The 25,613-nt window shown below is 57.2% G+C and carries 24 protein-coding genes; 13 read left to right on the forward strand and 11 right to left on the reverse strand.

The features are described 5' to 3' along the window. The first annotated feature begins 13 nt into the window (after positions 1-13). Genes F0155_RS18665 through F0155_RS18690 form a run of 6 tightly spaced genes read left to right on the forward strand, consistent with a single transcriptional unit; the run spans position 14 to position 7,244 of the window. Positions 14-1,000: a DUF58 domain-containing protein gene (locus tag F0155_RS18665; protein WP_150526074.1), complete on the forward strand. Its 987-nt coding sequence runs from the start codon at positions 14-16 to the stop codon at positions 998-1,000. Beyond that, entirely contained in the window at positions 997-1,488 is a 492-nt protein-coding gene (locus F0155_RS18670) for a DUF4381 domain-containing protein (protein WP_150526075.1), read from the forward strand. Before F0155_RS18665 ends, F0155_RS18670 begins: the two co-directional genes overlap by 4 nt. Further along, on the forward strand, positions 1,485-2,468 hold the full coding sequence (locus F0155_RS18675; RefSeq protein ID WP_150526076.1) for a VWA domain-containing protein: 984 nt from the start codon (positions 1,485-1,487) through the stop codon (positions 2,466-2,468). The genes F0155_RS18670 and F0155_RS18675 overlap by 4 nt, the downstream gene beginning before the upstream one ends. After that, the gene (locus F0155_RS18680; protein ID WP_150526077.1) at positions 2,465-4,003 is read left to right on the forward strand and encodes a VWA domain-containing protein; all 1,539 of its coding nucleotides are present in this window, start codon (positions 2,465-2,467) and stop codon (positions 4,001-4,003) included. Before F0155_RS18675 ends, F0155_RS18680 begins: the two co-directional genes overlap by 4 nt. A 5-nt stretch (positions 4,004-4,008) precedes the next feature. Then, on the forward strand, positions 4,009-5,298 hold the full coding sequence (locus tag F0155_RS18685; RefSeq protein WP_161599839.1) for a BatD family protein: 1,290 nt from the start codon (positions 4,009-4,011) through the stop codon (positions 5,296-5,298). After that, on the forward strand, positions 5,295-7,244 hold the full coding sequence (locus F0155_RS18690) for a multiheme c-type cytochrome (RefSeq protein WP_150526079.1): 1,950 nt from the start codon (positions 5,295-5,297) through the stop codon (positions 7,242-7,244). Before F0155_RS18685 ends, F0155_RS18690 begins: the two co-directional genes overlap by 4 nt. An 8-nt stretch (positions 7,245-7,252) precedes the next feature. Here F0155_RS18690 and F0155_RS18695 read toward each other — a convergent pair whose 3' ends face one another. The 5 genes from F0155_RS18695 to F0155_RS18715 form a co-directional block, all read right to left on the reverse strand. Next, positions 7,253-7,918, reverse strand: a complete 666-nt coding sequence (locus F0155_RS18695; RefSeq protein ID WP_244303548.1) for a TIGR02117 family protein — start codon at positions 7,916-7,918, stop codon at positions 7,253-7,255. Between the two features lie 64 nt (positions 7,919-7,982). Continuing rightward, complete coding sequence (locus tag F0155_RS18700) at positions 7,983-8,786, reverse strand: amino acid ABC transporter ATP-binding protein (RefSeq protein ID WP_280177012.1); 804 nt, start codon at positions 8,784-8,786, stop codon at positions 7,983-7,985. 68 nt (positions 8,787-8,854) lie between these two features. Next, positions 8,855-10,009 carry an amino acid ABC transporter permease gene (locus tag F0155_RS18705; protein ID WP_150526081.1) on the reverse strand — a complete coding sequence of 385 codons (1,155 nt, stop codon included), beginning with the start codon at positions 10,007-10,009 and terminating at the stop codon, positions 8,855-8,857. A gap of 12 nt (positions 10,010-10,021) precedes the next feature. Continuing rightward, positions 10,022-11,224, reverse strand: coding sequence for an amino acid ABC transporter permease (locus F0155_RS18710; protein ID WP_150526082.1), 1,203 nt, complete (start codon positions 11,222-11,224; stop codon positions 10,022-10,024). Between the two features lie 248 nt (positions 11,225-11,472). After that, entirely contained in the window at positions 11,473-12,489 is a 1,017-nt protein-coding gene (locus tag F0155_RS18715) for an amino acid ABC transporter substrate-binding protein (protein WP_150526083.1), read from the reverse strand. Positions 12,490-12,936: 447 nt separating this feature from the next. Here F0155_RS18715 and metC point away from each other — a divergent pair, with 447 nt between their 5' ends. Then, positions 12,937-14,124: a cystathionine beta-lyase gene (gene metC, locus F0155_RS18720; RefSeq protein ID WP_150526084.1), complete on the forward strand. Its 1,188-nt coding sequence runs from the start codon at positions 12,937-12,939 to the stop codon at positions 14,122-14,124. 99 nt (positions 14,125-14,223) lie between these two features. Next, a complete protein-coding gene (locus F0155_RS18725; RefSeq protein ID WP_150526085.1) occupies positions 14,224-15,057 on the forward strand; it encodes a PhzF family phenazine biosynthesis protein in 834 nt (277 codons plus the stop codon). Between the two features lie 42 nt (positions 15,058-15,099). Here F0155_RS18725 and F0155_RS18730 read toward each other — a convergent pair whose 3' ends face one another. The 4 genes from F0155_RS18730 to F0155_RS18745 are packed head-to-tail and all read right to left on the reverse strand — an operon-like array spanning position 15,100 to position 18,958. Continuing rightward, positions 15,100-15,414 (reverse strand): lipid-A-disaccharide synthase N-terminal domain-containing protein, encoded by a 315-nt coding sequence (locus F0155_RS18730; protein WP_150526086.1) that lies wholly within the window; start codon positions 15,412-15,414, stop codon positions 15,100-15,102. Further along, positions 15,411-16,232, reverse strand: a complete 822-nt coding sequence (locus tag F0155_RS18735) for a glycosyltransferase family 2 protein (protein WP_150526087.1) — start codon at positions 16,230-16,232, stop codon at positions 15,411-15,413. Before F0155_RS18735 ends, F0155_RS18730 begins: the two co-directional genes overlap by 4 nt. Next, on the reverse strand, positions 16,229-17,161 hold the full coding sequence (locus F0155_RS18740; protein WP_150526088.1) for a phosphatase PAP2 family protein: 933 nt from the start codon (positions 17,159-17,161) through the stop codon (positions 16,229-16,231). The genes F0155_RS18735 and F0155_RS18740 overlap by 4 nt, the downstream gene beginning before the upstream one ends. 9 nt (positions 17,162-17,170) lie before the next feature. Further along, positions 17,171-18,958, reverse strand: coding sequence for an ArnT family glycosyltransferase (locus tag F0155_RS18745; RefSeq protein ID WP_208999362.1), 1,788 nt, complete (start codon positions 18,956-18,958; stop codon positions 17,171-17,173). 144 nt (positions 18,959-19,102) lie between these two features. On the opposite strand from F0155_RS18745, the gene F0155_RS18750 reads away from it, so the two are divergent. Together F0155_RS18750 and F0155_RS18755 are read left to right on the forward strand one after the other, a co-directional pair. Beyond that, entirely contained in the window at positions 19,103-19,930 is an 828-nt protein-coding gene (locus tag F0155_RS18750) for a phosphodiesterase (protein ID WP_150526089.1), read from the forward strand. Beyond that, complete coding sequence (locus tag F0155_RS18755) at positions 19,927-20,481, forward strand: CAP domain-containing protein (protein ID WP_150526090.1); 555 nt, start codon at positions 19,927-19,929, stop codon at positions 20,479-20,481. The genes F0155_RS18750 and F0155_RS18755 overlap by 4 nt, the downstream gene beginning before the upstream one ends. A 211-nt stretch (positions 20,482-20,692) precedes the next feature. Here the strand turns inward: F0155_RS18755 and F0155_RS18760 are convergent, their stop codons facing one another. Further along, positions 20,693-21,886, reverse strand: coding sequence for a YcaO-like family protein (locus F0155_RS18760; RefSeq protein WP_150526091.1), 1,194 nt, complete (start codon positions 21,884-21,886; stop codon positions 20,693-20,695). Between the two features lie 436 nt (positions 21,887-22,322). On the opposite strand from F0155_RS18760, the gene F0155_RS18765 reads away from it, so the two are divergent. After that, complete coding sequence (locus F0155_RS18765) at positions 22,323-22,610, forward strand: hypothetical protein (RefSeq protein WP_150526092.1); 288 nt, start codon at positions 22,323-22,325, stop codon at positions 22,608-22,610. A 114-nt stretch (positions 22,611-22,724) separates the two neighbouring features. After that, positions 22,725-23,021, forward strand: a complete 297-nt coding sequence (locus F0155_RS18770; RefSeq protein ID WP_150526093.1) for a hypothetical protein — start codon at positions 22,725-22,727, stop codon at positions 23,019-23,021. A gap of 17 nt (positions 23,022-23,038) precedes the next feature. On the opposite strand, the gene F0155_RS18775 is transcribed toward F0155_RS18770, so the two are convergent. Further along, positions 23,039-24,961: an AfsR/SARP family transcriptional regulator gene (locus F0155_RS18775; protein ID WP_161599841.1), complete on the reverse strand. Its 1,923-nt coding sequence runs from the start codon at positions 24,959-24,961 to the stop codon at positions 23,039-23,041. Positions 24,962-25,211: 250 nt separating this feature from the next. Here F0155_RS18775 and F0155_RS18780 point away from each other — a divergent pair, with 250 nt between their 5' ends. Further along, the gene (locus F0155_RS18780) at positions 25,212-25,463 is read left to right on the forward strand and encodes a hypothetical protein (protein ID WP_150526095.1); all 252 of its coding nucleotides are present in this window, start codon (positions 25,212-25,214) and stop codon (positions 25,461-25,463) included. The last annotated feature ends 150 nt before the right edge of the window (positions 25,464-25,613 follow it).

The raw sequence follows: 25,613 nt of genomic DNA on the forward strand, positions 1-25,613 counted from the left end.
GCCGGGGAACGCCATGCAAGACCGCAGAGCCAGAGCCAGAACCGGGCTTGAGAAACAGGCCTCACCGGAGCCTGCAACGGATCCGCGCGTGCATGTCACCCTTGAACACCTTCGCTCTCTTGAAAACGCTGCCCGTCACCTCTCCTTTTTACCGCGCCAACCCGCTGCCAGCGTGCTCAACGGACGCCATGCCTCCCGGCTGCGTGGACGCGGGCTGAATTTCGAGGAACTGCGGAACTATCTGCCCGGTGACGACACCCGCACGATTGACTGGAAAGTTACGGCGCGCACCGGAACACCGCATATCCGCGTCTATACGGAAGAACGGGACCGCCCTGCTCTCTTGGTGGTCGACCAGCGCATGTCGATGTTCTTCGGCACTCAGCATGCCATGAAATCGGTTACTGCGGCGGAAGCCGCTGCCCTTGCCGCCTTCCGGATACTGGATCAGGGGGACCGTGTTGGTGGAATTGTCTTTGGTGATGATCATGTCGCGGAGATCCGCCCCCAGCGCAGCAGAATGGCGCTGGATCGCCTGCTCAAGGCTCTGGAAACCGCAAATTCAAGACTGCATGCCAATGCGCCCAACTCGCGACCGATGCTGCTCAATGAACCACTGCGGGCGGTCGCAAGGCTTGCGCGCCGGGATCACCTGATATTCCTGATCAGCGACTTTGACGGCATTGACGCAGACACCAAAAGGCTGGTCTCGGGAATTGCCCGCCACAATGATGTGATCATGTGTCCTGTGACTGATCCGGTCGCCCATGTACTGCCAGCGAACCTGAAGGTCACGGTGTCGGACGGAGAGCAACAGGCAGAACTTGATACCGCCCGCGACCAGATCAAGCTTGGGCTTGAGGCCTTTTCCAGAGGTCGATTAGACGAGTTCTTGAATTGGCAGAAGGAATGCCGTCTGTCGATCATGCCGCTGAGTGCAGGAGAAGAGACGCTGCCGCAGATAAGGCGGCTTCTTGGTCATGAGGGAGGCAGACGTTGACCGAGGATCTGTCAGGCCTTGATCTTGTCGGCTTGCTCGGGCTCCTGAAGCCTGTACCTGAACCGCAGCCCGTGTCCCTCTTTCCGCAAACTGTCGGCTGGCTCGTGGTTGGGGCCGTGTTGCTTGCATTGGCAGGTTGGATGCTCTGGAATGCCTATGCGCGCTACAGGGCGAATGCCTACAGACGCCAGGCCTTGAGCGAAGTTGCGCAGTGTAATGATGACCCGGCACGGCTTGCAGAAATTCTCCGCCGTACAGCCCTCGCCGCCTATCCTCGCACCGAGGTGGCACGCCTTCACGGGGCAGACTGGCTGGCATTTCTCGACAAGAGCTATGGTGGAACCGGTTTTTCCAGCGGTTCGGGCAGCATCCTGACAGTGGCACCCTATCAGAAGGCAAACTCAGACCCGAACGCCACTGCTCTGGTTCTGACATGGATCAGAACGCACAAAACCGGCCCTCGTCATGACGAGCGAGGTAGCTTATGATCGATTTCGCTTTTCCCTGGGCCCTATTGCTGCTTCCGCTACCGCTTTTGGTTCACTTCCTCGTTCGTCCACAACGGCAGGAAGTCAAAGCCCTTCGCTCGCCGTTTTTCCTGAAACTCGCTGAATCTGCCGGAGTTCAGCCACGGGCTGGTTCCGTTGTTCTCTCCAGAGGCCGTCTGCAAATGCTGCTTGCTGCGCTCATCTGGGGATTGGTGGTACTCGCGCTTGCCCGCCCGGAACGCGTTGGCGAGCCGATTGAAATCGAGAAGTCTGCCCGAGACGTTGTCCTTGCCATCGACATTTCCGGTTCAATGGACGAACACGACATGTCCAGCGCCGACGGAGAACGATTGCAACGGCTTGAAGTGGTCAAGCGCGTCGTCGGCAAATTTATTGAAGAACGCGAGGGCGACCGGATAGCGCTTGTCGTCTTCGGCTCACGTGCCTTCATCCAGTCCCCCTTTACGGAAGACCTTGCGACGGTCCGCGCCCTGATGGATGAAGTTCAGGTCGGCATGGCCGGACCCCATACGGTCATCGGCGATGCCATCGGCCTGTCCATCCGCATGTTTCAGGCAAGCGAGATCGACCAACGGCTCCTTATCGTCCTGTCCGATGGTGCGGACACAGGCAGCCGAATGACACCCATCAACGCTGCCGCGATTGCCGGAAACAATGGCGTTGAAATCCATACCATCGCCGTAGGAGACCCGCAGGCAAACGGAGACTTGCGCGTTGACACCAAGACCTTGAGCGAAATTGCAAACAGGACTGGCGGCAGCTCGTTTCTGGCTTCGGATGAGACCGGGCTTACCGAAGTCTACGACCGGATCGAGGAGCTGACGCCAAGGACCGTGGAGACGCTGAGTTTTCGACCGCGCGAACCGCTTGGTCATATTCTGCTCGCTCTTGCCGCCTGCCTCGGATTTCTCGGTTTGGCAGGTACTCTCTTGTGGGCGAACAGGAGGCAAGCCGCATGAACCTTCTGTTTGATAATCTGGCGAATTTTCAGTTCATACGCTTGTGGCCACTCTTCCTGATTGCTCCTGTTCTGCTCGTCTGGTGGATTTCCCGCAACCACAGCAACCGGTCAACCGGCCATGAACCACGGGAAATCGCGCCGCATCTGGCCCAGGCATTGATGGTTGGACAAAACCGGCAGCGACGCTTCCAGCCAATTGACGGTGTAGCAGTGGTTCTGATCCTGCTTTTCGTTGCTGCAGCCGGGCCGACATGGTCTCGAATTCCAAATCCGCTTGTCTCTGATACTGCTCCACTTGCCATTGCCCTGAAGGTCTCCAGCAGCATGGAGCGAACTGATCTTGCTCCCTCGCGGCTGGAACGCGCCAAACACAAGATCCTCGACCTGCTGGACCGCCGGGCCGGAGCGAGAACCGCCCTCATTGCCTATGCGGGCACCACCCACCGAGTGGTCCCCCTCACGGAAGACCCTGCGGTGGTGAAACCGTTCCTTGAAGGGCTTGCCCCCGCCATCATGCCAACGAACGGTAGCAACGCTACTGCTGCGCTGAAACTTGCTCGGGAGACCCTCGACACCAGCGACGTGCGCGGCTCTGTGCTGTTTGTTCTCGATGACTTTGACAGCGCTGACCTGCCAGCCTTTCGCCAATATCTGGAAGAAACTGGCAAAGAGGCTGTATTCCTCGTCGCCAAACCCGACGGGCAGCCAAACAGCGTGCTTGAGCAGGTCCCCGGAGCGACGGTCGTTCAGCTATCGCCAGACGCTTCTGATCTCACCGTAATCGAGCGGCGCATTGCAGCCCAGTTCCGCGATGAACTCAATCAGGACAACCGGCAAGCATGGGATGACAAGGGCTGGATTCTTGCCTGGCCTGCAGCTGCGTTGATGCTGTTCTGGTTCCGGCGCGGATGGGTCCTCCGCCTGTCGCTTTTGCTGGTCTTGATGAGCGCCTCTGCGGGAAGTCGCGAAGCTCGGGCGGACGGCTGGAAGGACTGGTTCCTGACACCGGACCAACAAGGCCGCCTTGCCTATGATGCCAAGGAGTTTGCGAAGGCTGCAGATCTGTTCGATGACCCGATGTGGCGGGGGCATGCTCTTGCGCGGGCAGGCAAATACGAAGAAGCAGCCAAGGTCTATGCCACTCTTCCCTCCGCCGATGCTGCCTTTGCCGAAGGTGTTGCCCATATGCGCTCCAGGGCCTATCGCGACGGTGTGCGCGCCTTTGAAAAGGCCCTTGATCGCGATCCCGATTACCCTGATGCCGCCTATAACCTGGAACTTGCCAAACACATCGTCATTTATATTGAGCGGGTGCGCGAACAATCCGATACTGGTGAGGAGAAGGGAATTGGCGCTGACGACGTTGTTTACGACAACGAGGCGGCCAAGGGCGCAGAAACAACGCGGGAGCACGGGAGTGGCGAAGTTCTTCCCGAAACTGCGGACCAGTGGATGCGCACCGTGGACACGCGCACGTCCGATTTCCTGAGGTCCAGATTTGCCCTGGAAGCCGCAAGGGGGAGCGGAGATTGATATTCTTGCGCCATGTTTTTCTGTTGTTCGTTTTTTATAGTTTCCTGCCTCAGACCGGCTATGCCGATGTGCCGTCCAAGCCGATCGTTCGGACAGAGTTCACGGAGACAACGGCCATTCCCGGCCAACCATTGACGCTACGCATCACGGTTCTGGTCCCGACATGGATGCCCCAACCGCCGGTCTTTCCAAGCTTCGAAGTGCCAAATGTGCTGGTTCGCCTGCCCTCGCGAGCTTCGACCTCGGTTAGCGAAAGGGTTGATGGCGAAACCTGGTCCGGGGTCAGCAGGGCTTACCGGCTCTATCCGATGACCGGCGGTCAGTTTGTGATCCCTGCGCAGCCGATTTCCCTGACTTATGCCGACCCTGATACCCGCGCTCCGATCCCGTTCTCTCTGGAAACGGAAGAGGTTCGCTTTTCCGGCCTTATCCCTGACAACGCGCGGGATGTCGTTCCCTTCATTGCCGCAGAGAGCCTGTCGCTTGAACAGATCATTGACGGGACGCCGGACACCCTGTCTCCTGGTGATGCCGTAAGCCGAAAGGTCATTGCCAAGGTTGGCGGTGTTTCACCCATGTTCTTGCCGTCGATCCTGACCGTGCCCGAACAGGAAGGTCTCTCCGTTTATGCCAGGGAACCGGTGCTGTCGGAAAGCGATAATCGCGGCGTCCTTTCCGGAACGCGGGAGGAAACCCTCACCTATGTTCCGAGCCATGGAGGCCGGTTTCAGGCACCGCCCGTCACCATCAAATGGTACAATCTCAAAACCGGCGAAGTCGAACAGACAAGCTTGGACGGCTTTGAACTGACGGTTCGCGGCGAAGTGCCGCCTCCTGCGTCAAAGAGAGACGACATTCGCAATATCGTCTTTAAAGCCTTTGGCGTCCTTTTGGGGCTGTCAACGCTCATCCGGCTGGGCGTTCACTTTTATCCCGACTGGCGCGAACGACTGGATGCCGCGCGCGAGAAATGGCACGCCTCGGAGGACTATGCCTTCAAGACGGTGCTGCGTGCAGTTTCCGCTCAAGACCTTGACCGGGCCCTGAAGGCCCTTGCCTTGTGGGATGACCGCTCCGGCCATATACCTGCCCAACAACAATCACAGGCCGTGGAAGTCTCCCTCGCTCGTATTGGCCAGTCACTCTATGGCAAAGCCACTAAAAAAGTCAGCGATGACGCGTGGCGCGAATTGAAAGAGCACCTTCAGGTCTTGCGTAAGCGGCGCTTGAAGACAGACGCCGGACATCGATCCCGCAGCGACCTGCCGCCGCTCAACCCCGGAAACAATGTATGAGACTTCCAATTCTGTTCACAGTTGCGATTGGATACCTTGCCGGTTTCCCAATGGGTCTCACTCCGGCTACGGCCTCCCCAGCCTATGTGGGAACGCAAGTATGTGCCCAATGCCACGTCGATGAAGTGGCGGACTGGAAGACTTCGCACCACGCCAAAGCCTGGACCGAACCGAGCGAAACAACCGTTGAAGCGGATTTCGACAACAGCACTTTCACCCGTAACGGACGCACAAGCCGCTTTTTTAAAAAAGACGGTTCCTATTTCGTTGAGACAAGCGATGTCGTGAATGGACCGAAAGTGCTCAAGATCGTCGGCGTCGCCGGGTTCACCCCGCTTCAACAATATCTCGTCAAGACGGATGGCGGACGCCTGCAATCGTTCGATATCGTCTGGGATGTGATGAAGAAGGAGTGGTACCACCTTTACCCGGACCAGCTTCTTCCGCCTGAAGACGCCTTTCACTGGACGGGACCTTACAAGAACTGGAATGGCCGCTGCGCAGAATGCCATGCCACGGACTACCAGAAGAACTACAGCCCACGGACCCGGACCTATTCCAGCACCCAGGCGGAGATCGGCGTTGGATGCGAAGCCTGCCACGGTCCGGGAGAAGCCCATGTGGTCTGGGCTGAGCGCGGAGAGTCAACTGCTCAAAGTCCCTTTCCGGGCACCGACGAGAAGGGACTGCTCCTCAGTTTCGCGGAAGGGTCTGCCGAGACCGAGATGCAGCAATGCGCGGGGTGTCATTCACGCCGGGAGCCGTTTGGCGAGGGCAATCCATTGCCGGGCACACCGTATCATGACAGCTATCGCCTGAGCCTGTTGCGGGAGGGGCTGTATCATCCTGACGGACAGATACTGGACGAGGTCTATGTATATGGCTCGTTTTTGCAGTCAAAGATGTATGCCAAAGGGGTCACTTGCTCCGACTGCCATAATCCGCATGGCACGACACTGAAAGCCGAAGGCAACGGCATTTGTACCCAATGCCACTCGCCCGCTGGCAACCCGGAATTTCCGACGCTTGCAAAGCGCGAGTATGACGATCCGTCCCACCACTTCCACACTCCCGGCGAACCCGGTTCAGACTGCAAATCGTGTCACATGATCGAACGCACATATATGGGCGTTGATGGTCGCCGCGATCATTCGTTCCGCGTTCCAAGGTCGGACATTTCGGTGCGGATCGGAACTCCGAACGCCTGTACGGATTGTCACAAGGATCAGACAGCCGAATGGGCCGCTGCCGAGATCGAACGGAGATACCCGGACAGCGTTCATCGTGGTGCGCATTATGGCGATGTGTTTTCCGCAGCCCGCAATGAACCAGGCAGAATGGGGGAAGACCTGTTTGCCCTTGCATCGACAAAGACCTACCCGGCCATTGTCAGGGCAACTGCCCTGGAATTGCTGGCCCGCGAACAATCCGTCGACATTCTGACGCGTGCCGCCGCTCTTGTAGATGATGAACATCCAGTTGTGCGCGAAGCTGCAGTGGCGCTTGCGGGGAAACTGCCAGAAGCTGAGCGTCTCGCTGTGCTGGTTGGGGCGCTTGGCGATCCGATGAAGGCCGTGCGCATTGCCGCCGCGCGCCAAATCATCGGCACCCGATTGTCCCCGCTGAACGAAGCGGCGCTGGCAGATGTTCGCAAGGGAACCGGCGAGTGGCAGGCTTCCCTCGCCGCCAAGTCCGATTTTCCCGAAACGCATATGGTCCTAGGGGGAACCGCCCTCACCTTGCGCAATACACGTGCCGCCATATCTGCCTTTCGGGAGGTCACGGTTCTCGATCCGCAGATGGTCGATGCGTGGACGTTCCTGATCAGGACGCTGTTGGCGACGGGTGACATGGGTGGTGCCCAATTCGCCCTTCAGCAGGCCCTTGGCCATAATCCGGACGCCGCGCCCCTTCAGGAACTCAAGCAGCAGTTTCAGGCCAATTGAGGTTTCTGCTACTTGTCGGCCTGCCCTGAACCTTCGTTATGAAGAGACAGGGACCAGTCCAGAAATACCGGAAGAGGCGTCCATGTTCCGGTTGTCAATCCGGCATCGCGCAGGCGTGCGGCCGTCCAGATGTTGCATCCCAGGAACGCATTGAAGGTGCCGTTCGCGGGAAAGAAGGCATCGTGCTCATGATAGGCTGCACCCTCGATTGCTGAGGCCATGCCATCCGGGCTTTTCTGGAAAGTTGCCGCAATCCCTGCGACCAGTTTGCGGAATTCTTCAGGTGAGAGATCTATGGCCTGGACTGAAGGCCGGTCTTCAGAAATCGCCCCTGCTCGCTCTACATGCATGACTGATTGGTCCACCGTCAACGCAGCGAATACCGGGCCGAATTTCAAGTCGTCCCAGGTACGCGTTTCGAGATAGAACGAACGCCCTCCCCATCCGAACACGATCCATTCAACACCCGGGAAGTCCAGATCAAGTCCACCTGCGGATACGAAACCGAACGCAGAAAGGACGTCCGAATCCGCTGGCAAGGCAATGTCCGTATGGATCGGATTGGATAGGACGAGTATCCGCCGCCGTTCGCCTTCGGCCCTTTGGGTATCGCCTGACGGAAAAGGCCTTGGAACGAGTGTTCCAAGGCCAATTGCCAAGACGATCAGCAGCAAGATAGCCGCACATAGGGACGCACCCCGCCGAACAATCCCGGGACGTTTCGGCGGGCGCATGTCCTCAGTGATGCAGGATCTGGCTGAGGAAGAGCTTGGTGCGCTCGTGCTGCGGATTGGTGAAGAACGGCTCCGGCTCGTTCTGCTCGACGATCTGGCCTGCGTCCATGAAGATCACGCGGTTGGCGACCTTGCGGGCGAAGCCCATTTCGTGCGTCACGCAAAGCATGGTCATGCCTTCTTCGGCGAGACCGACCATAACGTCCAGAACTTCCTTGATCATTTCCGGATCGAGAGCAGAGGTCGGCTCATCGAACAGCATGATCTTCGGGTTCATGCAGAGCGAGCGGGCAATCGCCACACGCTGCTGCTGGCCACCGGAAAGCTGACCCGGATATTTCAGGGCCTGCTCAGGGATCTTCACGCGCTCCAGATAGTGCATCGCGATTTCCTCGGCCTGCTTCTTGGGCATCTTGCGAACCCAGATCGGCGCCAGCGTGCAGTTTTCCAGAATGGTCAGGTGCGGGAACAGGTTGAAGTGCTGGAAGCACATGCCCACTTCCCGGCGGATTTCATCGATCTTCTTCAGGTCATCAGTCAGTTCGATGCCATCGACGATGATCTGACCGGCCTGATGTTCTTCCAGCCGGTTGATGCAGCGGATCATGGTGGACTTGCCCGAACCGGACGGTCCGCAGATGACGATCCGCTCGCCGCGCATGACCTTCAGGTTCACGTCGCGCAGCACGTGGAAATCACCATACCACTTGTTCATCGACTTGATCTCGACAGCCACATCGGTGTCGGAGATCTGCATTTTCGTGCGATCCGGCGTGTAGTCTTCGCCCATGTTTGTCGCGTTTGTCATGAGTATCAACTCCGAAGTCTTTTCTGGGGACCGGGCGCCGCTCGGGGGCGCCCGGTGTGCCAATCCGTTTAGCGCTTGTGCCCGGTGTGCAGCTTGTTCTCCATGAAGATGGAGTAGCGCGACATGCCGAAGCAGAACACGAAGAACACGATCGCGGCAAAGAGATAGCCGGTGTGCCCCTGTGTCGGTGTCGACCAGTTCGGGTCAGAGAACGAGGACTGGATCTGGCCAAGAAGGTCGAACATGCCGACGATCAGAACCAGGGTCGTGTCCTTGAACAGCCCGATGAAGGTGTTCACGATGCCCGGGATCACGAGCTTGAGTGCCTGCGGCAGAATGATGAGATACATCATCGGCCAGAAGCGCAGCCCAAGCGCCATAGCGCCTTCATACTGTCCTTTCGGGATAGCCTGCAAACCACCGCGGACCACCTCTGCCATGTAGGCCGAGGAGAACAGCGTCACGCCGATGAGGACGCGCAGAAGCTTGTCGAAGGTTACCCCTTCCGGCAGGAAGAGTGGCAGCATCACGGAAGACATGAAGAGAACCGTGATGAGCGGAACGCCTCGCCAGAACTCGATGAAGATGATCGAGACCAGCTTGATGATCGGCATCTGGGACCGACGACCGAGCGCAAGGGCGATACCCAACGGCAAGGATGCCACGATCCCCGTGACGGCGATCACCAGAGTGACCAGAAGACCGCCCCACTGAGCTGTTTCCACGATCGGGAACACCACGAAGTCACCGATTTCGAGGCCTGTCAGCAGAAAATAGGCAACGATCGGGAAGACCACGAGGAACAGAATGGCATTGAGTGTCTTTTGTGGAGCACTCGGCATCAGCAATGGCACCAGCAGGAGGACGAACATCGCGTAGACGATATCCACCCGGTAGCGTTCCATTTCCGGATACCGGCCGTAGATAAACTGCGGGAGATACGCTTTCACATAAGCCCAGCAGGCACCGGCATGTGTGTTCGGATCCGTCGCAAGGCAGGCCTCACGATTGTCACCCGTCCAGATCGCATCAATAAACGCAAACTGGATGAACGGCATGATGATCGAGTAAGCCAGATACATCCCGAAGAATGTCAGCAGGGTATTGCCAACCGACGAGAACAGGTTCTGACGCATCCATCCGATGGCGCCGGTGGTGGAGACAGGAGCTGGCAGAAGCGGCGCTTCATGCGTGCGAACCTGGAAAATATCAACATTAGCCATGTTCACGCCTCCTTATCTTTCCACCAGAGCCATGCGCTGGTTGTACCAGTTCATGAACATCGAGGTGAGCAGGCTGAGTGACAGGTAGACCATCATCCAGATCGCGATGATCTCGACGGCCTGACCGGTCTGGTTGAGCACCGTACCGCCAACGGATACAAGATCCGGAAACGCGATGGCCACAGCCAGCGAGGAGTTCTTGGTCAGGTTCAGGTATTGACTTGTCAGCGGCGGGATGATCACGCGCATTGCCTGCGGGATAATCACCAGACGCAATGTCGGTCCTTTTCTCAATCCAAGCGCATTTGCAGCTTCGGTTTGCCCGTGAGCCACCGCCTGGATGCCGGCACGGACGATTTCCGCGATGAAGGCGGCCGTGTAGATCGACAATGCAAGCGTAAGTGCAAGGAACTCGGGGATGAGGTTGAAGCCCGTACCAAGTTCGAAGCCGCGGCGCAGCATCGGCCCCGTTTCGTTGAAGACCGGATATTCCAAACTGATCGGGCCGCCCATCACGAAAAACGCAAGCACAGGCAAACCGACAATCAGTCCAAGTCCGGTCCAGAACATCGGAAACTGCTGACCCGTCGCGTCCTGCCGGATTTTTGCCCAGCGTTTGATCACAAAAGTCGCAATCAAACCGATAACCAGTGCCCAACCAATGACTTCCGAACCTGGTTCGTAAATCGGGGCCGGGCCACGCAGGCCTGCGATGTTCAGATGGAACGTGTCGAAGAGCGACCACTTGCTCCGCTTGTCCGGAACAGCACGAAGAACCGCAAAGTACCAGAAGAAGATCTGCAGAAGCAGCGGGACGTTGCGGATGAACTCGACATACCAATAGGCGATCCGATTGATCACCCAGTTGTTCGACAAACGGGCAATACCCATCACGAATCCGAGGATCGTGGCGATGAAAATGCCGATTGCCGCAACGAGCAACGTGTTCAGGAATCCGACATAGATCGCACGACCATAACTGGATGTTTCCGCATAGGGAACCAGTGCCTGGATAATGCCGAAGCCAGCTGTGTTTTCAAGAAAGCCCCAACCTGAGGAGATGTTCTGCCGTTCCAGGTTGGCGATCGTGTTTGTTACGATGAAGTATCCGACAGCAACAAGGATAGCGATCAGGAGGCCCTGATAAAACAATCCCCGAGCTTTTGGATCATTCAACAGCGATGCGCGCGGTGGCGCGTCTGCCGTGTCTGACATAAAGTCCTCGCCCGATTTTGCTGCAGCTATCGGGCCAGCCAGTTTTCAAGCTGGCTTGAGCTGCTAGCCAAGCTGTTTCCCAAATTTGACCCGCATGTTTGCTCTGCGGTTTTCCCCGTCGGCGGAAACAGCCACCCTCAATTTAGCTTGGGCGGCGGTGCATTTTCCTGCTCCCTGCCCCCGAGCTTCTTTTTTAGAGCCTCGGTGACAAACGTCACCGAGGCCCAGCATTCTAACCGTTCGGCTGATTAGCGGATCGGCGGAGCGTACAGAACGCCACCCTTGGACCACAGGGCGTTGACGCCACGAGCGATACCGAGCGGAGTGTCCGGACCGACGTTTGCATCGAAGCTTTCGCCGTAGTTGCCAACGTGCTTGACGATGCGCAGTGCCCAGTCGTTGGACAGGCCGAGAGCTTCGCCGTATGCACCTTCAGAACCGAGAAGACGCTTCACGTCCGGGTTTTCGGACTTCATCATCTCTTCAACGTTTGCCTTGGTCACGCCGAGTTCTTCAGCGTTGATCATTGCGTTCAGGGTCCACTTTGCGATGTTGAACCACTGATCGTCGCCCTGACGGACAACCGGGCCGAGAGGCTCCTTGGAAATGATTTCCGGCAGAACCATGTGGTCGCCCGGGTTGGTCAGCTTCAGGCGCTGAGCATAGAGACCGGAAGCGTCCGTGGTGTAAACATCGCAACGACCTGCGTCATAAGCAGCCACAACTTCGTCAGCCTTTTCGAATGCGACGATTTCGTACGGCATGTTGTTCGCACGGAAATAGTCAGCAACGTTCAGCTCGGTGGTGGTACCGGTGTTGGTGCAGACGGAAGCGCCGGAAAGTTCCAGAGCGGAGGTCACACCGAGGTCCTTGCGAACCATGAAGCCCTGACCGTCGTAGTAGTTCACGCCGGCAAAGTTCAGGCCCAGCGACGTGTCGCGGGTCATGGTCCAGGTGGTGTTACGGGACAGAACGTCGATTTCACCGGACTGCAGGGCGGTGAAACGCTCTTTTGCAGACAGCGGAGTGAACTTTACAGCGTTCGCATCGTCGAAGATCGACGCTGCCATTGCGCGGCAGAAGTCAACGTCGAGGCCGGACCAGTTGCCCTGTGCATCCGGGTTGGAGAAACCAGGAAGACCCTGGCTCACGCCGCACTGAACAAAGCCCTTGGCTTTAACGTCGTCCAGCGTTGCAGCGGATGCGCTCGTCGCAGCGACGCCCATTGCAGCGCCAAGGACCAGCGGAAGAAATTTTTTCGACATGGATATGCAGCCTTTATTGTTACCCACATTGTTTTTGTGTGTCGGGACATCAAGGCTCTGTCCTCCACGCTACCCCGCCAGCCGGTTTTGACACCGCTTACAGGGCTGCGTCCGACCCTATACAAAGGTCGGTTCCTCCGGACATTGGGCCTCCGTCCCAACAGGCCCCATACGATGGCATTTATGCGGACGGGTCAAGAGGTTACTGAAGGGGAATGGAATTATTTGATCATTCTGTCCCTTTTCCGGGGACATCAATGACCGCACAAAAAGGGAACAAACGCAATCTTGTTGCGCAGACAACAACCCCAAGAACACTCACCCTCGAAGCACCACCGACAGGCGCACTGAACTTCAAAATGGTCCGGATTGACGTTTGGCAATCGGCGACTATTCTTTGGCCGCTTTCGACAGCCTAACCGCCCTTCCCTCTCTCCTGATGCCAAGATGGACCTCATGCAGAAAAAAACGTCTGGAAAAAACCTCCAGCCCGATACAGTTCTGGCCCATACCGGACGCGATCCGGGTGACTTCCACGGGTTTGTAAATCCACCCGTCGTTCATGCATCCACGGTTCTTTATCCGGACGTTGAGACAATGGCGTCAGGTGGGCAGCGGTATTCCTACGGGCGCCGTGGCACTCCGACAACCGAAGCCCTTGAGAATGCAATCACCGAGCTTGAGGGAGCAGCCGGTTCGCGGCTTGCCAATTCCGGTCTCAACGCTGTTGCCCTTGCCTGTCTCTCCTGCCTGAAGGCGGGCGACCATTTCCTTATTCCGGATACGGCCTACGGCCCGACACGGCATTTTGCCGATACGGTCCTGCCGAATCTGAATGTTGTTGTCGAGTATTACGACCCGGCGCTTGGCGAGAACATACGTTCACTCTTCCGTCCCAACACGACGGCAGTATTTGTCGAGGCCCCCGGGTCCCTAACCTTTGAAATGCAAGATATTCCGGCCATTGCCGATGCAGCGAAGGGAATCGGGGCGACCGTCCTGATGGACAACACCTGGGCAAGCCCGCTCTATTGCAAGCCACTGGAACTGGGTGTCGACCTCTCCATTCAAGCTGGCACAAAGTACATTGTCGGACACTCGGATGTCATGCTGGGAACGATTGCCGCCAGCGCCAAGGCATGGCCGGGCTTGAACTCCCTGCACGGCGCGATGGGGGTGCATGTGGCCCCTGACGACGTCTATCTGGCGCTGCGAGGCCTGCGCACGATGTCCGTTCGCCTGGAGCGGCACTACAAGAACACGATGGCAGTGATCGATTGGCTCCGCGACCGTCCGGAGGTCGGCGCCATTCGGTATCCGGCATTGGAAACCGATCCGGGACATGCCATCTGGAAACGTGACTTCTCCGGTGCATCGGGCCTCTTTGCCTTCGACTTCAAGGAAGGCACCACAGCAGACCAGTCGGCACGCTTTTTCAACACATTGAATTTGTTCGGGCTTGGCTTTTCCTGGGGCGGTTTTGAAAGCCTTGCCATTCCGGTCAAGCTGAAGGGCATCCGCACAGCAACTCAGGTTGCCCCGAACTTTCAGTCAGCCCGCCTGCATATCGGTCTTGAGGACCCGAAGGACCTCATCAGCGATCTGGAACAAGCTTTCGAGAAAGCATTCACATAAGCACCACTAACTCATAAACTTCTTTCATGAGTTCTGCTCTTGTGTTCATTTTTCTTGATCTCATATTCTGATGACAGACAGTGGGATCAGGAAAACGTCATGAATGTGCTTCGAATTTCGTCATTTTCAGAGGGCGGCATCGGTGGGAATCCCGCTGGTGTCGTTATTGCAGATCATCTGCCATCGGCGGATGTCATGCAGGCAACCGCAGCCGAAGTGGGTTTTTCCGAAACCGCCTTTGCAGCACGCACAGATGAAGGCGCATGGCGCGTTCGATACTTTTCACCCGAGAGCGAAGTGCCCTTTTGCGGGCACGCAACAATCGCCCTTGGCGCTGCGCTGGCAGGTGAGTTTGGAAATGGAATCTTCAAGCTCATTCTCAACGAGACCGCGATAACGGTGGATGGACAAAAGACGGCTGACGGTATTGAGGCGGCTCTGCAGTCTCCCGCGACCAGAAGCAATCCAGCTTCGCCGGAACTGATTGCAGAGGTCCTGCGCCTGTTTGATTATGACGCTGCAGATCTGGATGAGAGGATACCACCTGCCGAAATCCATGGCGGTGCAGACCACTTTGCCGTGACGCTCAATTCACGAGAGGCCCTGTCGCGAATGAGCTACGACCTTGAAAAGGGGAAGGCTCTCATGAACAAGCACGGCTGGGTCACAATCCTGCTTTCCTACAGCGAAAAACCGAGCCTGTTCCATACGCGAAACGCCTTCGCCTCTGGCGGGGTCATGGAAGACCCGGCAACGGGTGCGGCAACGGCCGCCTATGCGGGCTACCTTCGCGATATCGGTTGGCCGCATGGCGGACAAATCGAGGTGCGCCAGGGACAGGACATGGGTTACCCCAGTCTGATAAGTGCCGGGATTGGGGAGAAACCGGGCAGTTCAATCCGCGTTTGGGGCGCAGCGCGCCTGATGGATTGAGGATCCAAGGCCCCTTCAAGAATTCAGCAATGGAAAGACCCGTCAGATTGTCGGGTCTTTTCTCTTTTCCCGGAAGATCAGCCAGAGATTGCGGAAATAGATGACAAGCCCAAGACCCTGGCCTGCGATGAAGACCGGGTCCTGACGCTGAATGGCGTAGATCAGGAGAAGTGAGCCACCAGCAAGCGAGAAGAACCAGAAGGCCACCGGCACGATGGACCTGCCCACCCGCTCGGATGCGACCCACTGCACGACAAAGCGCATCATGAACATGGCCTGGGCGAAAAACCCGAGGATCAGCCAGAAATCGAACTGCTCTACGAATACAGTGTGGAGCCAGTCATAAAGCGCATTCATTGTGTACTCACGGATTCCGCTGGTTTCGTGTCTCCGGTCGGCGCACTGCCTCCGGATGTCATTATCGGATGGACGACAGGCAGGTTGCGACGGCGACGACGTAGCCACCAGACCCCGACAAGATCCAGCACACCTATCAGCGCCCTATCGAAGATGCCGTATTTTGATGTCCCAAACCGCCTGTTGCGATCTGCCACATCGATGTGAACGACGCCATAGCCTTCGCGAATGACAAGCGCTGGCAAAAACCGGTGCCAGCTGTCGAAATAGGGCAACTGCAGGAAAACATCGCGCCGCAGCGCCTTGAGGCCACATCCGCTGTCGCGGGTATTGTCCTTCAGGATGCCACCACGGATCCTGTTGGCCATCTTTGATGCCAATCGTTTTGCAAGACTTGCCTTGCGGCCAACGCGCTGACCGGCGGCAAGAGCCGTTGCCGGACCGGCTGCCGACAGGGCGTCCAGAAGCTGGGGAATGTAGGCAGGGTTGTTCTCTCCGTCGCCGTCAATCGTCGCAACAACCTGGCCGCGCGCGTTGAGAAGGCCGGTGCGCACAGCGCAGCTCTGGCCACAGGACGACTGATGCGAAAACGGGCGGAGCCAGGGATTTCGGGATGCATAGTTCCGCAAGACTGCCGCCGTTTCATCGGTCGAACCGTCATCGATGACAAGCACCTCGAAAGCACGCCCCTCAAGGGCCGCTGAAATCTCGTCCAGCAGGATCGGAAGGTTTTCAGCCTCGTTCTTGGCCGGAACCACAACAGAGACATCCAGATCGCCAGCGTTTTCGGCAAGCATTTCCATATAGCTGCGTGTCATGGCGTACCTGCATCGGACTTGCCCGCAGCTGGGACTTTGCCATTGTCACCGGACGGTTCGAACCGCGTGGCACGCCGACGCCCGGTCACCACATTCCAGACCGCTCGCATACAGACCTTGGCAGAGCGCGTCGACATGATCGGCTCGATGCCTCCGTCCTTGTTGTAGGCGAAGCCCAGTCGACGGCGAGCAAGCGCGCGACCGGTGAAATACGTGAACGTCATCCCGAGCAGCACTCCGGCGATAACATCACTGGGGAAATGCGCGCCGACCATGACGCGGCTGAACGCAACCCAGAAACAGATGACCACGATCAGCCAGCGATAGGCCGGAAAGATCAGCGACAGCGCCATGGCAAGAGCGCCGATCGTCGTTGAATGGCCGGAGGGGAAACTCGTATAGGCACCATGCAGGGCCATGAAGTCAAAATGGACCGGGCCAACCTGCTCATAGAGCTTCGGGCGAGCGCGGCCGAGAGACCACTTGAAGATGATCGCCAAGATGCCTGTGGCCGCTACGGAATAGAAGACAAAACCCGCATAGGTGAAGATCGCACCGGTTGCCATGCGCAAGCGGAACGTGAATTTCTTCGCCTGTTGAGCCAGAAGAAAGAGGCAGACAAGACCGGTGGACCACAAGATCCAGTGAGCCTTGCCAAGGTCCGTGAAGGCGGCAAAGGTCGCGCGATATTCCCCCGGCAAGGAGCGAATCCAAGGGTAGGTCGGGATGTCCAGCGTGACCACTGCAATCCCGACAGTCAGCAGGAGGATGGCAAGCAGGTCCTGCGGGCGCTGTCCGGGGCGCAGCGGATCAACAAAATTGACAGAGCGTTTTTTCCGACCGGAAATTATCGCCAAAACCCGGCCAAAATTGGCGCGCATTCGACCTGCAACCGCAGTGATCCGTTCGGCAAAACTCTTGCTACCCATGACACCCTTTTAGTTTTCGCCTGACGACTTCCCAAGCCGATAAAGCCCGATCAGAACCTCATCACCACCATTGATGTTCAGGCCGTCTACCTCGCCAACCAGCTCTGGCACAAGCCTCTTTGCATCGAGAGCCGCCAAAAACGCGTCTTTCTCCCGGCTTTCTATGGCCGCAATGCGGCAGCTATCCGCATTTTCCGGCAAATCTTCGGCAAGAAAACCGGCAGCTTCGGCCGGAGGCAAAATACGCGTATCGGTGCCTTGCAGGAAGATGAAACTTGGCTCGTGAAATCCTGCCGTTGCGACATGCGGATTTGGACAGCCCGGAATGTCCTGAATGGCGGCAACCAGCCGCGGACTTACCCAAATCGGGGAAAGGGCCGGTCCGGAGAAACCCCAAACACCAACGGATATGGAGGCCGATGCAACGATTGCGACCGTGACAGCCTTGAGAGGCTCTGCTGACACGATCCGCGCGCCAGCCCCAATGGCCAGAAGCGCGCCAAGAGCAGCAATCACGACACCGGGAGGCGACGGCCAAATCCCAAGAGCAATTGGCCCACCGAATGTTGCGCCTGCAAGGCCGAGAGCTGGCACGACGAGAAGACCTGCTGAAACCCATCTCAGCCAACGCGGAGCACGGGTTCCGGCCCCTTCCATCAGGGCAGCGGAAGCTGCCAGCGCCAGAGCCGGCAACAGTGGCATCGTGTAGTGCGGAAGCTTCGTCGCAACCAGTTCAAAAACCACCCATGACGGCAGGAACCATGCTGCAGCAAAGATCACCAACGGGCTCTTGCGCTCCTGCCAGATGACCGGCAGCGACAGAACCAGAAACGCAGGCAATGGCCAGAACACGCCGAGCATGGCCGCCATATGGGTCAGAGGCGGCGCACCGTGGCTTTCCTGCCCCTGCCCGATCTTGCCTACAAGATCCTTGCCGATTGCCTCGGTAAAGAATGTCCCGTCGGTCGCGATCCAGATCGCCACAAACCACGGTGAAACAAGCAGAATTAGCCAAAGGAACCCGATCACCGGCGCGGAGGCCTTGAACCACGCAGCCTTGCGCCGCAGCACCATCAGCCCCGCAACGGTGAGCCCGACCACCATGGGCGCGACCGGCCCCTTGACCAGAATGCCCACCGCGATTGCGGTCCAGAACACAAAACCCAGCCCCCACAGGCGGTGGTTTGCCTCTCGCAGCCAGATCCGGGCAAGTGCGCCCTGTGCAATGACAATGGAGCTGAACAGCACCGCATCGGTTTTAGCCAAACGCGATTCAACGCCCAAAATGACTGCCGCGACCAGAAAGGTGCCGACCAGCAAGGCGCCGGCAGGCCCCATGAAGGCGCGCGCCATCCAGAAGCCGGCAAGCACAACAAGTGTCGCCCCGAGCAAGGATGGCAGACGATATACCCAGAGCGGGCTCTCAGCACCCTGCCCGACAAGCTTCGCCGATACGGACTGAAGCCAATAGATGCCGACCGGCTTCTTGTGCCGTGCCTCTTCCTGGAAGCGGATATCGACATAGTCCCCCGTTTCCAGCATCTGCTTCGTTGCCTGGGTGAAGCGCGGTTCATCGCGATCGAGCGGCGGGACTGTCCATTGTCCGGGAACAAAGAACACCAATGCCAGAAACAGGAGGACGAGCGGCGCAGTCAGGTCATGGCCAAACAGGCGCAACCAAAGAGGTTTCTTGACCGCCGGGGCAGTCGCCTCGCCACCTTGCGGCTTGTCCTGCTCCGGCATCTGTGCCGAAGTCGATGTCGGTTCTGTCAGTCCCTGATCCGAGCTGTTCGCCATGTCGGGTCGTCGTTCCGTATTCGGGTTATCACGTTCGGCCTGTCCTACATGAGCTGACGGAAAAGGGAAACACTGACTTGCAGGCGAAGCTCACTGGGATATCGTCGCTTGTGAAAATCGAATGGCAGGGATTCGTTTCATTTCATGACGGTCATAGCTCAAATATCTGATTTGCATCTGAAACCTCGTGGCCAAGCGTGCTTCAGGGTCAGTGAGACGAACATGTTGGCTGAACGGGCTGTTCGCGGCCTTTTGGCGCAGCCGCAGCGGCCCGATGCCGTCGTCGTCACAGGTGATCTGGCAAATGACGATGATCCGAGGGAATACCGGATGGCGCGGGAGATTTTGGGCCGTCTACCCATGCCCGTCTATATCATCCCGGGGAACCATGACAGCGCGGCAGGTTTCGCCTCGGCATTTGCAGATTTCGACTATGTGCCGCAAGCAGCAGCACGCGAAAAGTTCTATTATTCGGTGCGCATTGGCGATCTGACGCTCGTCGCTCTGGACAGTTCGGTGCCGGGAAAACCCTATGGCCGTGTTGGAGACGTTCAGCTGGAGTGGCTCGACAAACAATTGTCCGACACCAGCGGACCTGTTCTCGTTGCAGTCCATCACCCACCGGTCGCGACTGGCATGCAATTCATGGATACGATTGGCCTAAAGGATGCCGACGAATTTGGGGCTGTTATCCAGCGCCATCCGCATGTGCTCCGGATCATGTGCGGTCATGTTCATCGCGCTGTTACCGCGAGTTTTGCCGGAAGTCTTGTCACCATCGCTCCGAGCACGGCGCATAATTCGGCGCTGAATTTCGCCAAGGATGCCCCTGCACATATTCATCTTGAGCCGACCATCTATTATCTGCACGTGCTGACGGACGACGGTGCGCTTGCCACCCACACCGCCTTTGCAGAAATGTACCCGGGCCCGTTCCCTGTTCAGGCCGATGAAGGAGTGTCGTGGCCATGAAATTACAGCCGCGACTGACATATTTCGCAGCATTGGTCCTTGCCGGAATGCTTACAGCCTTCATCCCGGCCTGCCGCTCCCTTCCCTCCCAGAAGGAAGTCGTTGAAGAGACGGTGATAACCGTCGTGGCGGTCGACCAAACAGCGCTTCTTTCGCTGTTGAACGCTTACCGGGCCGACAGGGGTCTGGACCCGTTGCAGCTTGACGCGACGCTTAATCATGTCTCCGTTGAAATGGCGCGCCATATCGCAGAGCGCGACAGCATGGACACGTGGGCACATTCCGTCTTTGGCTTATCCAGTCGGCTGGACAAGGCCGGTTACGCGAACTACGCCGCTGCGGAAAACCTTGGAGCCGGTTATGCCGACTTGAACGCGGCTTTCGCTGGTTGGCAGGGATCGGAGGGGCACAACAAAAACCTCCTCAATCCGCATGTGACCCGGGTCGGAATCGGGCGAACACTGCGCTCCAACGGAAAATGGCGAAATTTCTGGGCGCTGACATTGGCACGGCCCAAGGAAGACGGTCGCCCGGTCGTAGCCACACGCTGACGCATTGCGCTTCAACTGAACCAATTCCTCGGCTTTCGGCATAAAAAAGAAGGCGGGCACTAAGCCCGCCTCAAGTCGGTTTCCAGAGACCCCAGATGGGGCACCGGCAATCGCCAGTGAGAACGCCGCTCCATAAGTGGAGTTTTACTCTCATGTTTTAAGTAGCAATAATCAGATAGACCTGTCAACAGCTTACCGCACCGCAGCCCGGTCAGTAGGGAAAGATCCAATTGCGATAGAGCTCTTCATGCTTGAGCATGTGGTCAGGATCATGCTGCACTCGTTCCGGATAAAGGCGTTGCCTTCCAAAACGCGGCTCCAGGGTGCAAAGGTCTGGTGAGAGCACTCTCACACAGGGAATATTCAGAACTGGATGGGTCGCGTCGAACCGCCAAAGCTCAATGCCTGCGGCGTGAAAACTGTCCAGAAGCTGGCTCGGTGAATACAAAACATCTGACTGTTTGGCGGCATCCGCATCGGCGCTCTCGATCTTCAGATGTTCCAGCAGTTTAACGGTTCGGCCAAACCTCACAGCCTTCGATATTTGACCAGATCCCGCTGCAGAGCGCACAGACAGATTTTGTGAGAACTCGGACTGCAGCATTTCCATGATGGCGCCCTCAATGGACTGATGAATGCTCCATCCCGCGCTCACCCCGAGTGCACCGCCATAACCATCTTCAGCGGTCGAAACCGCGACTGCAACATGGATATCAAACTCGTTCTGAACCCGTGCGACGGTGACTTGGCGCTTTCGACACTGAAGGTACTTCCATGTGTCACTGCTCAAATAATAAGCAACCCTTGCGGGATTTATTTCAGTTATCCCCAAGCGGTTGTACCAGCGCCGGGAGAAAACATCCCGCTCGACGGCTTCCAGAATTGCGTTCGAAAATGCCAGCTCCGGCGTCGCATGAACAGCTGCACCTGAGGTGCTGACGGTATCGTACAGTCCCGCTCTGATGGCTTCGTCGAACAGGGCACAAAAGGAACTCAACTGAGCTTGCCGACCAGTCCGACAGTCTTCCAGCCCCACCCTGCGATTGCTCATACTGTTGAGATTGAGTCCAGCCCGCGCTTCCCGTGATGCATGACCGGTTGCAGGGAGAAATAGGCTGGATTTCTGCCGCTGACTAAGACCCAGAAACAAGTCGGCATCCAGATCCTCAACATCGAACAACCGCTCAAAGACCCTGTTCTCCACTCCTTCCGGTGCGGCGTGCAAACTGAGCCTTTCCGCCAATTCACCAAGACAGGATACAGCTGCTTCCACCGCGGTTTGTCCCTGCCCACCTGCGACGATCGCGCGTGTTTGCAATTCTCCAGCCGCTGGAGTTTGAGGTCGTCGCTTCCAGATCGCGGTACAGAAAAACAACGGACAGTCCGGGACAGCTACCGGACGCATCCTCAACTCTCCCCCGACAAAGAGCGGCAAAAACAATTTCAGCGTGTCCTTGGGTAGCAAGGCACTTAGCGAACCATTCTGCGGGGACCTCGCTACAAGCCCGCACGCTTCCAGATCGCTCAACAGGCAGTCGTCCGCGTCGCTCAGTTGGCCTGTCGGGTCGCTCGTTTTTCCAAATTCTGCGAGCGATTCCAGAATTGACGCGAGCGACACTGCATAATTTTTGCACACCTGAAAACAACCCAAGGTTACACAGTTGGATGAAACACTAAATTCAGTTGATTTAGCATCAAATATAAAGTGAACAATACCCCCGCTGATCGAAATAACGGTGGCGTCATGACTTATTACACAGGTCGAAAAACGGCGGCACTTCTCATTCGACGGCCAGTCACTGCAGAAGTCTAAAAATAATTTTTGCTAGGGGTAAAATATAATGACGAACACGAGCGCATCTGAACTTGCAGGTCTCGGTCTGGAACTTGCCTCAATCATCTCAAACGAGCACCGCCGCGACGAATTTACTTCCAACCCGGCTACCACTCTTCCACAAGCAGGCCTTCCGGAAGACGTGGCAATTCTTGCAGATACGGCGGACATGGTTCATCTGGTCATCCCGGCCAAGGTCGACGAAGCGCGCGTTGCCCTTGGCGATGAAGCCTATTTCGAGGAACTCGGCCGTCTTGCACTTGGCGCATGCGTCTATCACGACCTGCCGGAATAAGGCGCGACGCCCCCAGTTACCAGCCCCGGCGACGGCCGGGGCTTTTTCCTCTGGATAGTTCTCCGGTTCATGTCACCACAGACCTGAAATGTCCCAGTATCGGGAGGCCAATCTATGGCACGCTTTCCCCACTACCAGAAGAACGCTGCAGCCTTGGGAAGACTCCTCGCAAACGCAGCAGTTGATCCAAACCTGAAAGCCGCGCTCAAGGCGGACCCAAAGACTGTCCTGAAAGAAATCGGACTGCCGGATGTCGCAGTCGAGCTTTTTGAATTCAGGATTGTGGACGCCAGCGACTACACATCCACGATCACCTTGCCATTCCGACTGAACGCGGAAAAGGTGGCAAAGGCGGATGCACAATACCTGTCACAACTCGGCGGCATGCTGGATCAGGCGCGTTTGTCCTGAACGATCTCCACGCGACTCTAGAATTCCCCCAGAATCGAACGGCGAACCATATTGGCTCCCTGCATGAAATTCTGGCGGATCTTCGGATCCTGGAAGACGTTGATGCGCTGATCCCACGTCTTGTTGCTGACCTGCTCGAACAGGGACGCCGAAAGACGTTTCTTGTAGCTGTCCTTGTAGAGCTCAAGGATGGACCTCGCCTCGATCTCGCGCCCGGTGCAAAGAAGCGATGACACGCGTGTCGCCAATCCCATCAGGCTTCCCAGCGGCGCCCGCTCCACATATTCGATGGCCCGGTCATATTCGCTTGCAGCGAAATAAATGTTGGCCATGTACTCGTAGTACATGCGAGGCACAGAGCTGAAAATTGTCAGTGCCTTCTCCGCAATCTGCAGCGCTTCCCCGATACGCCCGACTGCAGCCAGACCTTCGGCCACCGACATCTGGTTTCCCGGGTCCATCTTGTTAAGACGCCCCGCCTCGGTGAAGGCATTGCCGGCGTCTTGAATCGACCCGGACAGGATCAGCGCCCAACCGAACATTCGCTGATTGAGAGCCTGCCACGGATCAAGCGTTACGGCCTTTTCAGCCAGCATCAAGGCCTCGTCGAGAAGTGGCGTCCCGCAATAATCCTTTGCTGGATAGTAGAGCATCTGCTTCATCTGGATCGACGACTTGCCGGCGTAGGTCATCGAGAAATTCTTGTTGCCCCTCTCCAGATCATTCAGGATTTGCAAGGCCTTGCTGTCTGCATCGGGCGAGAATTCCCAAAGCAGCGCCTCAACCTGACACCACTTTGCAAAAGGTGCCTCATGCCGCGGATTGCGCAAGCGTCCGATCACATGGGCATGAACACGGCTGACTGTCTGGAAGGCAACTGTCTGTGCCTCCACCGCATCCGACCATTGCCGCAGATCCACGACTTCGTTGAACAGGATCTTGCCAGTTTGCCTGTCCTCGAACTGAAGATAGACCTTGTTCAGTTCCGGCTCCGGCCGGAACCTCAGCAGGTAGCTGCCCAACTCTCCATCATCGAATTTCGTGACAACGGATGCTGCTGCCTGATCTTCATATTCGGACTGATAGAGGTCAAAGGACTGGAACGAGGACAGTCCATTGACGATTTCGTCCTTGAGCGCATCCGCCTTGCCGACCCCACGGGGCCGCGCGGCGAGCGTTGCGATCGATATTTTCGGAAGCCGAATCGTATCGGCATCGGCCTGAAGAAAATCGGCAGGAAGCGCACTTTTGGGCCCTTGCCCGTCCCGCACCTCCGCGGATCTCGCCTGATGGCTTCCAGGGAACACTGCGCTCTTGCCGATGATCGGCCGCGCCTCAATATAGGCGCGCAGCTCACGTTCGCAGAGTTCGATCTGTTGCTCGGCCAATTCAGGCCGCCCGGTTTCGCGATATAGGCCAATCAATGCCTGATGCGCCGCCTCATTGGCCGATTCAATCCTGAGAATCAGCTTTGCAACCACCTCCAAACGCTCGGCATCATGTGCACCATCCGCGCTTTCAAGGACGGGCTGAAGCCGTGTCACGAAAGCCGTGCGAAGTGCCTCTCTCTCCTTCAGCAACCAGCTTGCGAATTCCGGGTCGAGATTATCGAACCCTTGCATGAAGGAGCCAGCCCACAGGCGGGATGCCCGCTCCAGACTTTGTGTGTCTTCGCGCTCGACAAGCACCGATACCTCATCGAGGTCCCAACCTACAGATCCAAGCTCAGCAGCCATATGAGCATGGGTTGCCGTCAGGCAGGAACACCCCAGTTCCTGCTCCAGACTTCTCAACTGGCTGAGGGCCTGCCTGAGGGACTGGGAAGCCTTTTCACGCGGCGCTCCGCTCCAGAAGACCTCAGCAAGTTCCTCGCGGGAAACCGGTGCCCCGCCCCGGCGAAACAGATAAACAAGAATACCAAGCGCCTTGCGCGTTTTCACATGGATTGAATTGCCGTCGGCATCCCGAAACGAGGGCGACCCAAGGCTATGAAGTTTATAATTTTTATTCATTTCACCGTTACTAATTGCAGCATACCAGCCGGGTCGAAAAACACCCCGGGGCTTCTCGTTAAAAACAGAAAGAACTGGACGCTGAACATATCACGCTAATTTCACGGCGCAAATTCATGTTACGGTTCTACTACGGTTCGACGAAAGATTGTTTTCAAGGGTAACGATAGGTACCTCGATGTCAAAAATTTCAAACTTGAACGCTTCGAACAGTTGTCTGGAGGAATCGGCTGAAGAGTCGCTCAAGCGGATGATTTATTTTACGAAACGTCAGGCGGAGAAGGACGGTAAGACCTTCTGCGCCTATTTTCTGGATATGGCACTGAACGCACTTGAAGAAGATTCGGATGAGATGAATGCGCTGGTCAAATCGCGCGTCACGCCGCTACCATTTCCGGGCACGGACTCGCGGGAATCTGCAAAGCTCTGAGGATAGTCAGCTCGGGTCTCTAGCCTGCCTTCGCAACTGGGCTCAGCCCCTCATCCCTATGGCGGCAAACACACGTTTGTCGCCATTCGATTTAGCAGGCTGCTGAATAACCCGCTGGTTTTTTCGCTCAAATCCTGGTTGGATGATGAC

Origin of the sequence: Roseibium sediminis (assembly GCF_008711325.1) — a bacterium.
Lineage (GTDB): Bacteria > Pseudomonadota > Alphaproteobacteria > Rhizobiales > Stappiaceae > Roseibium > Roseibium sediminis.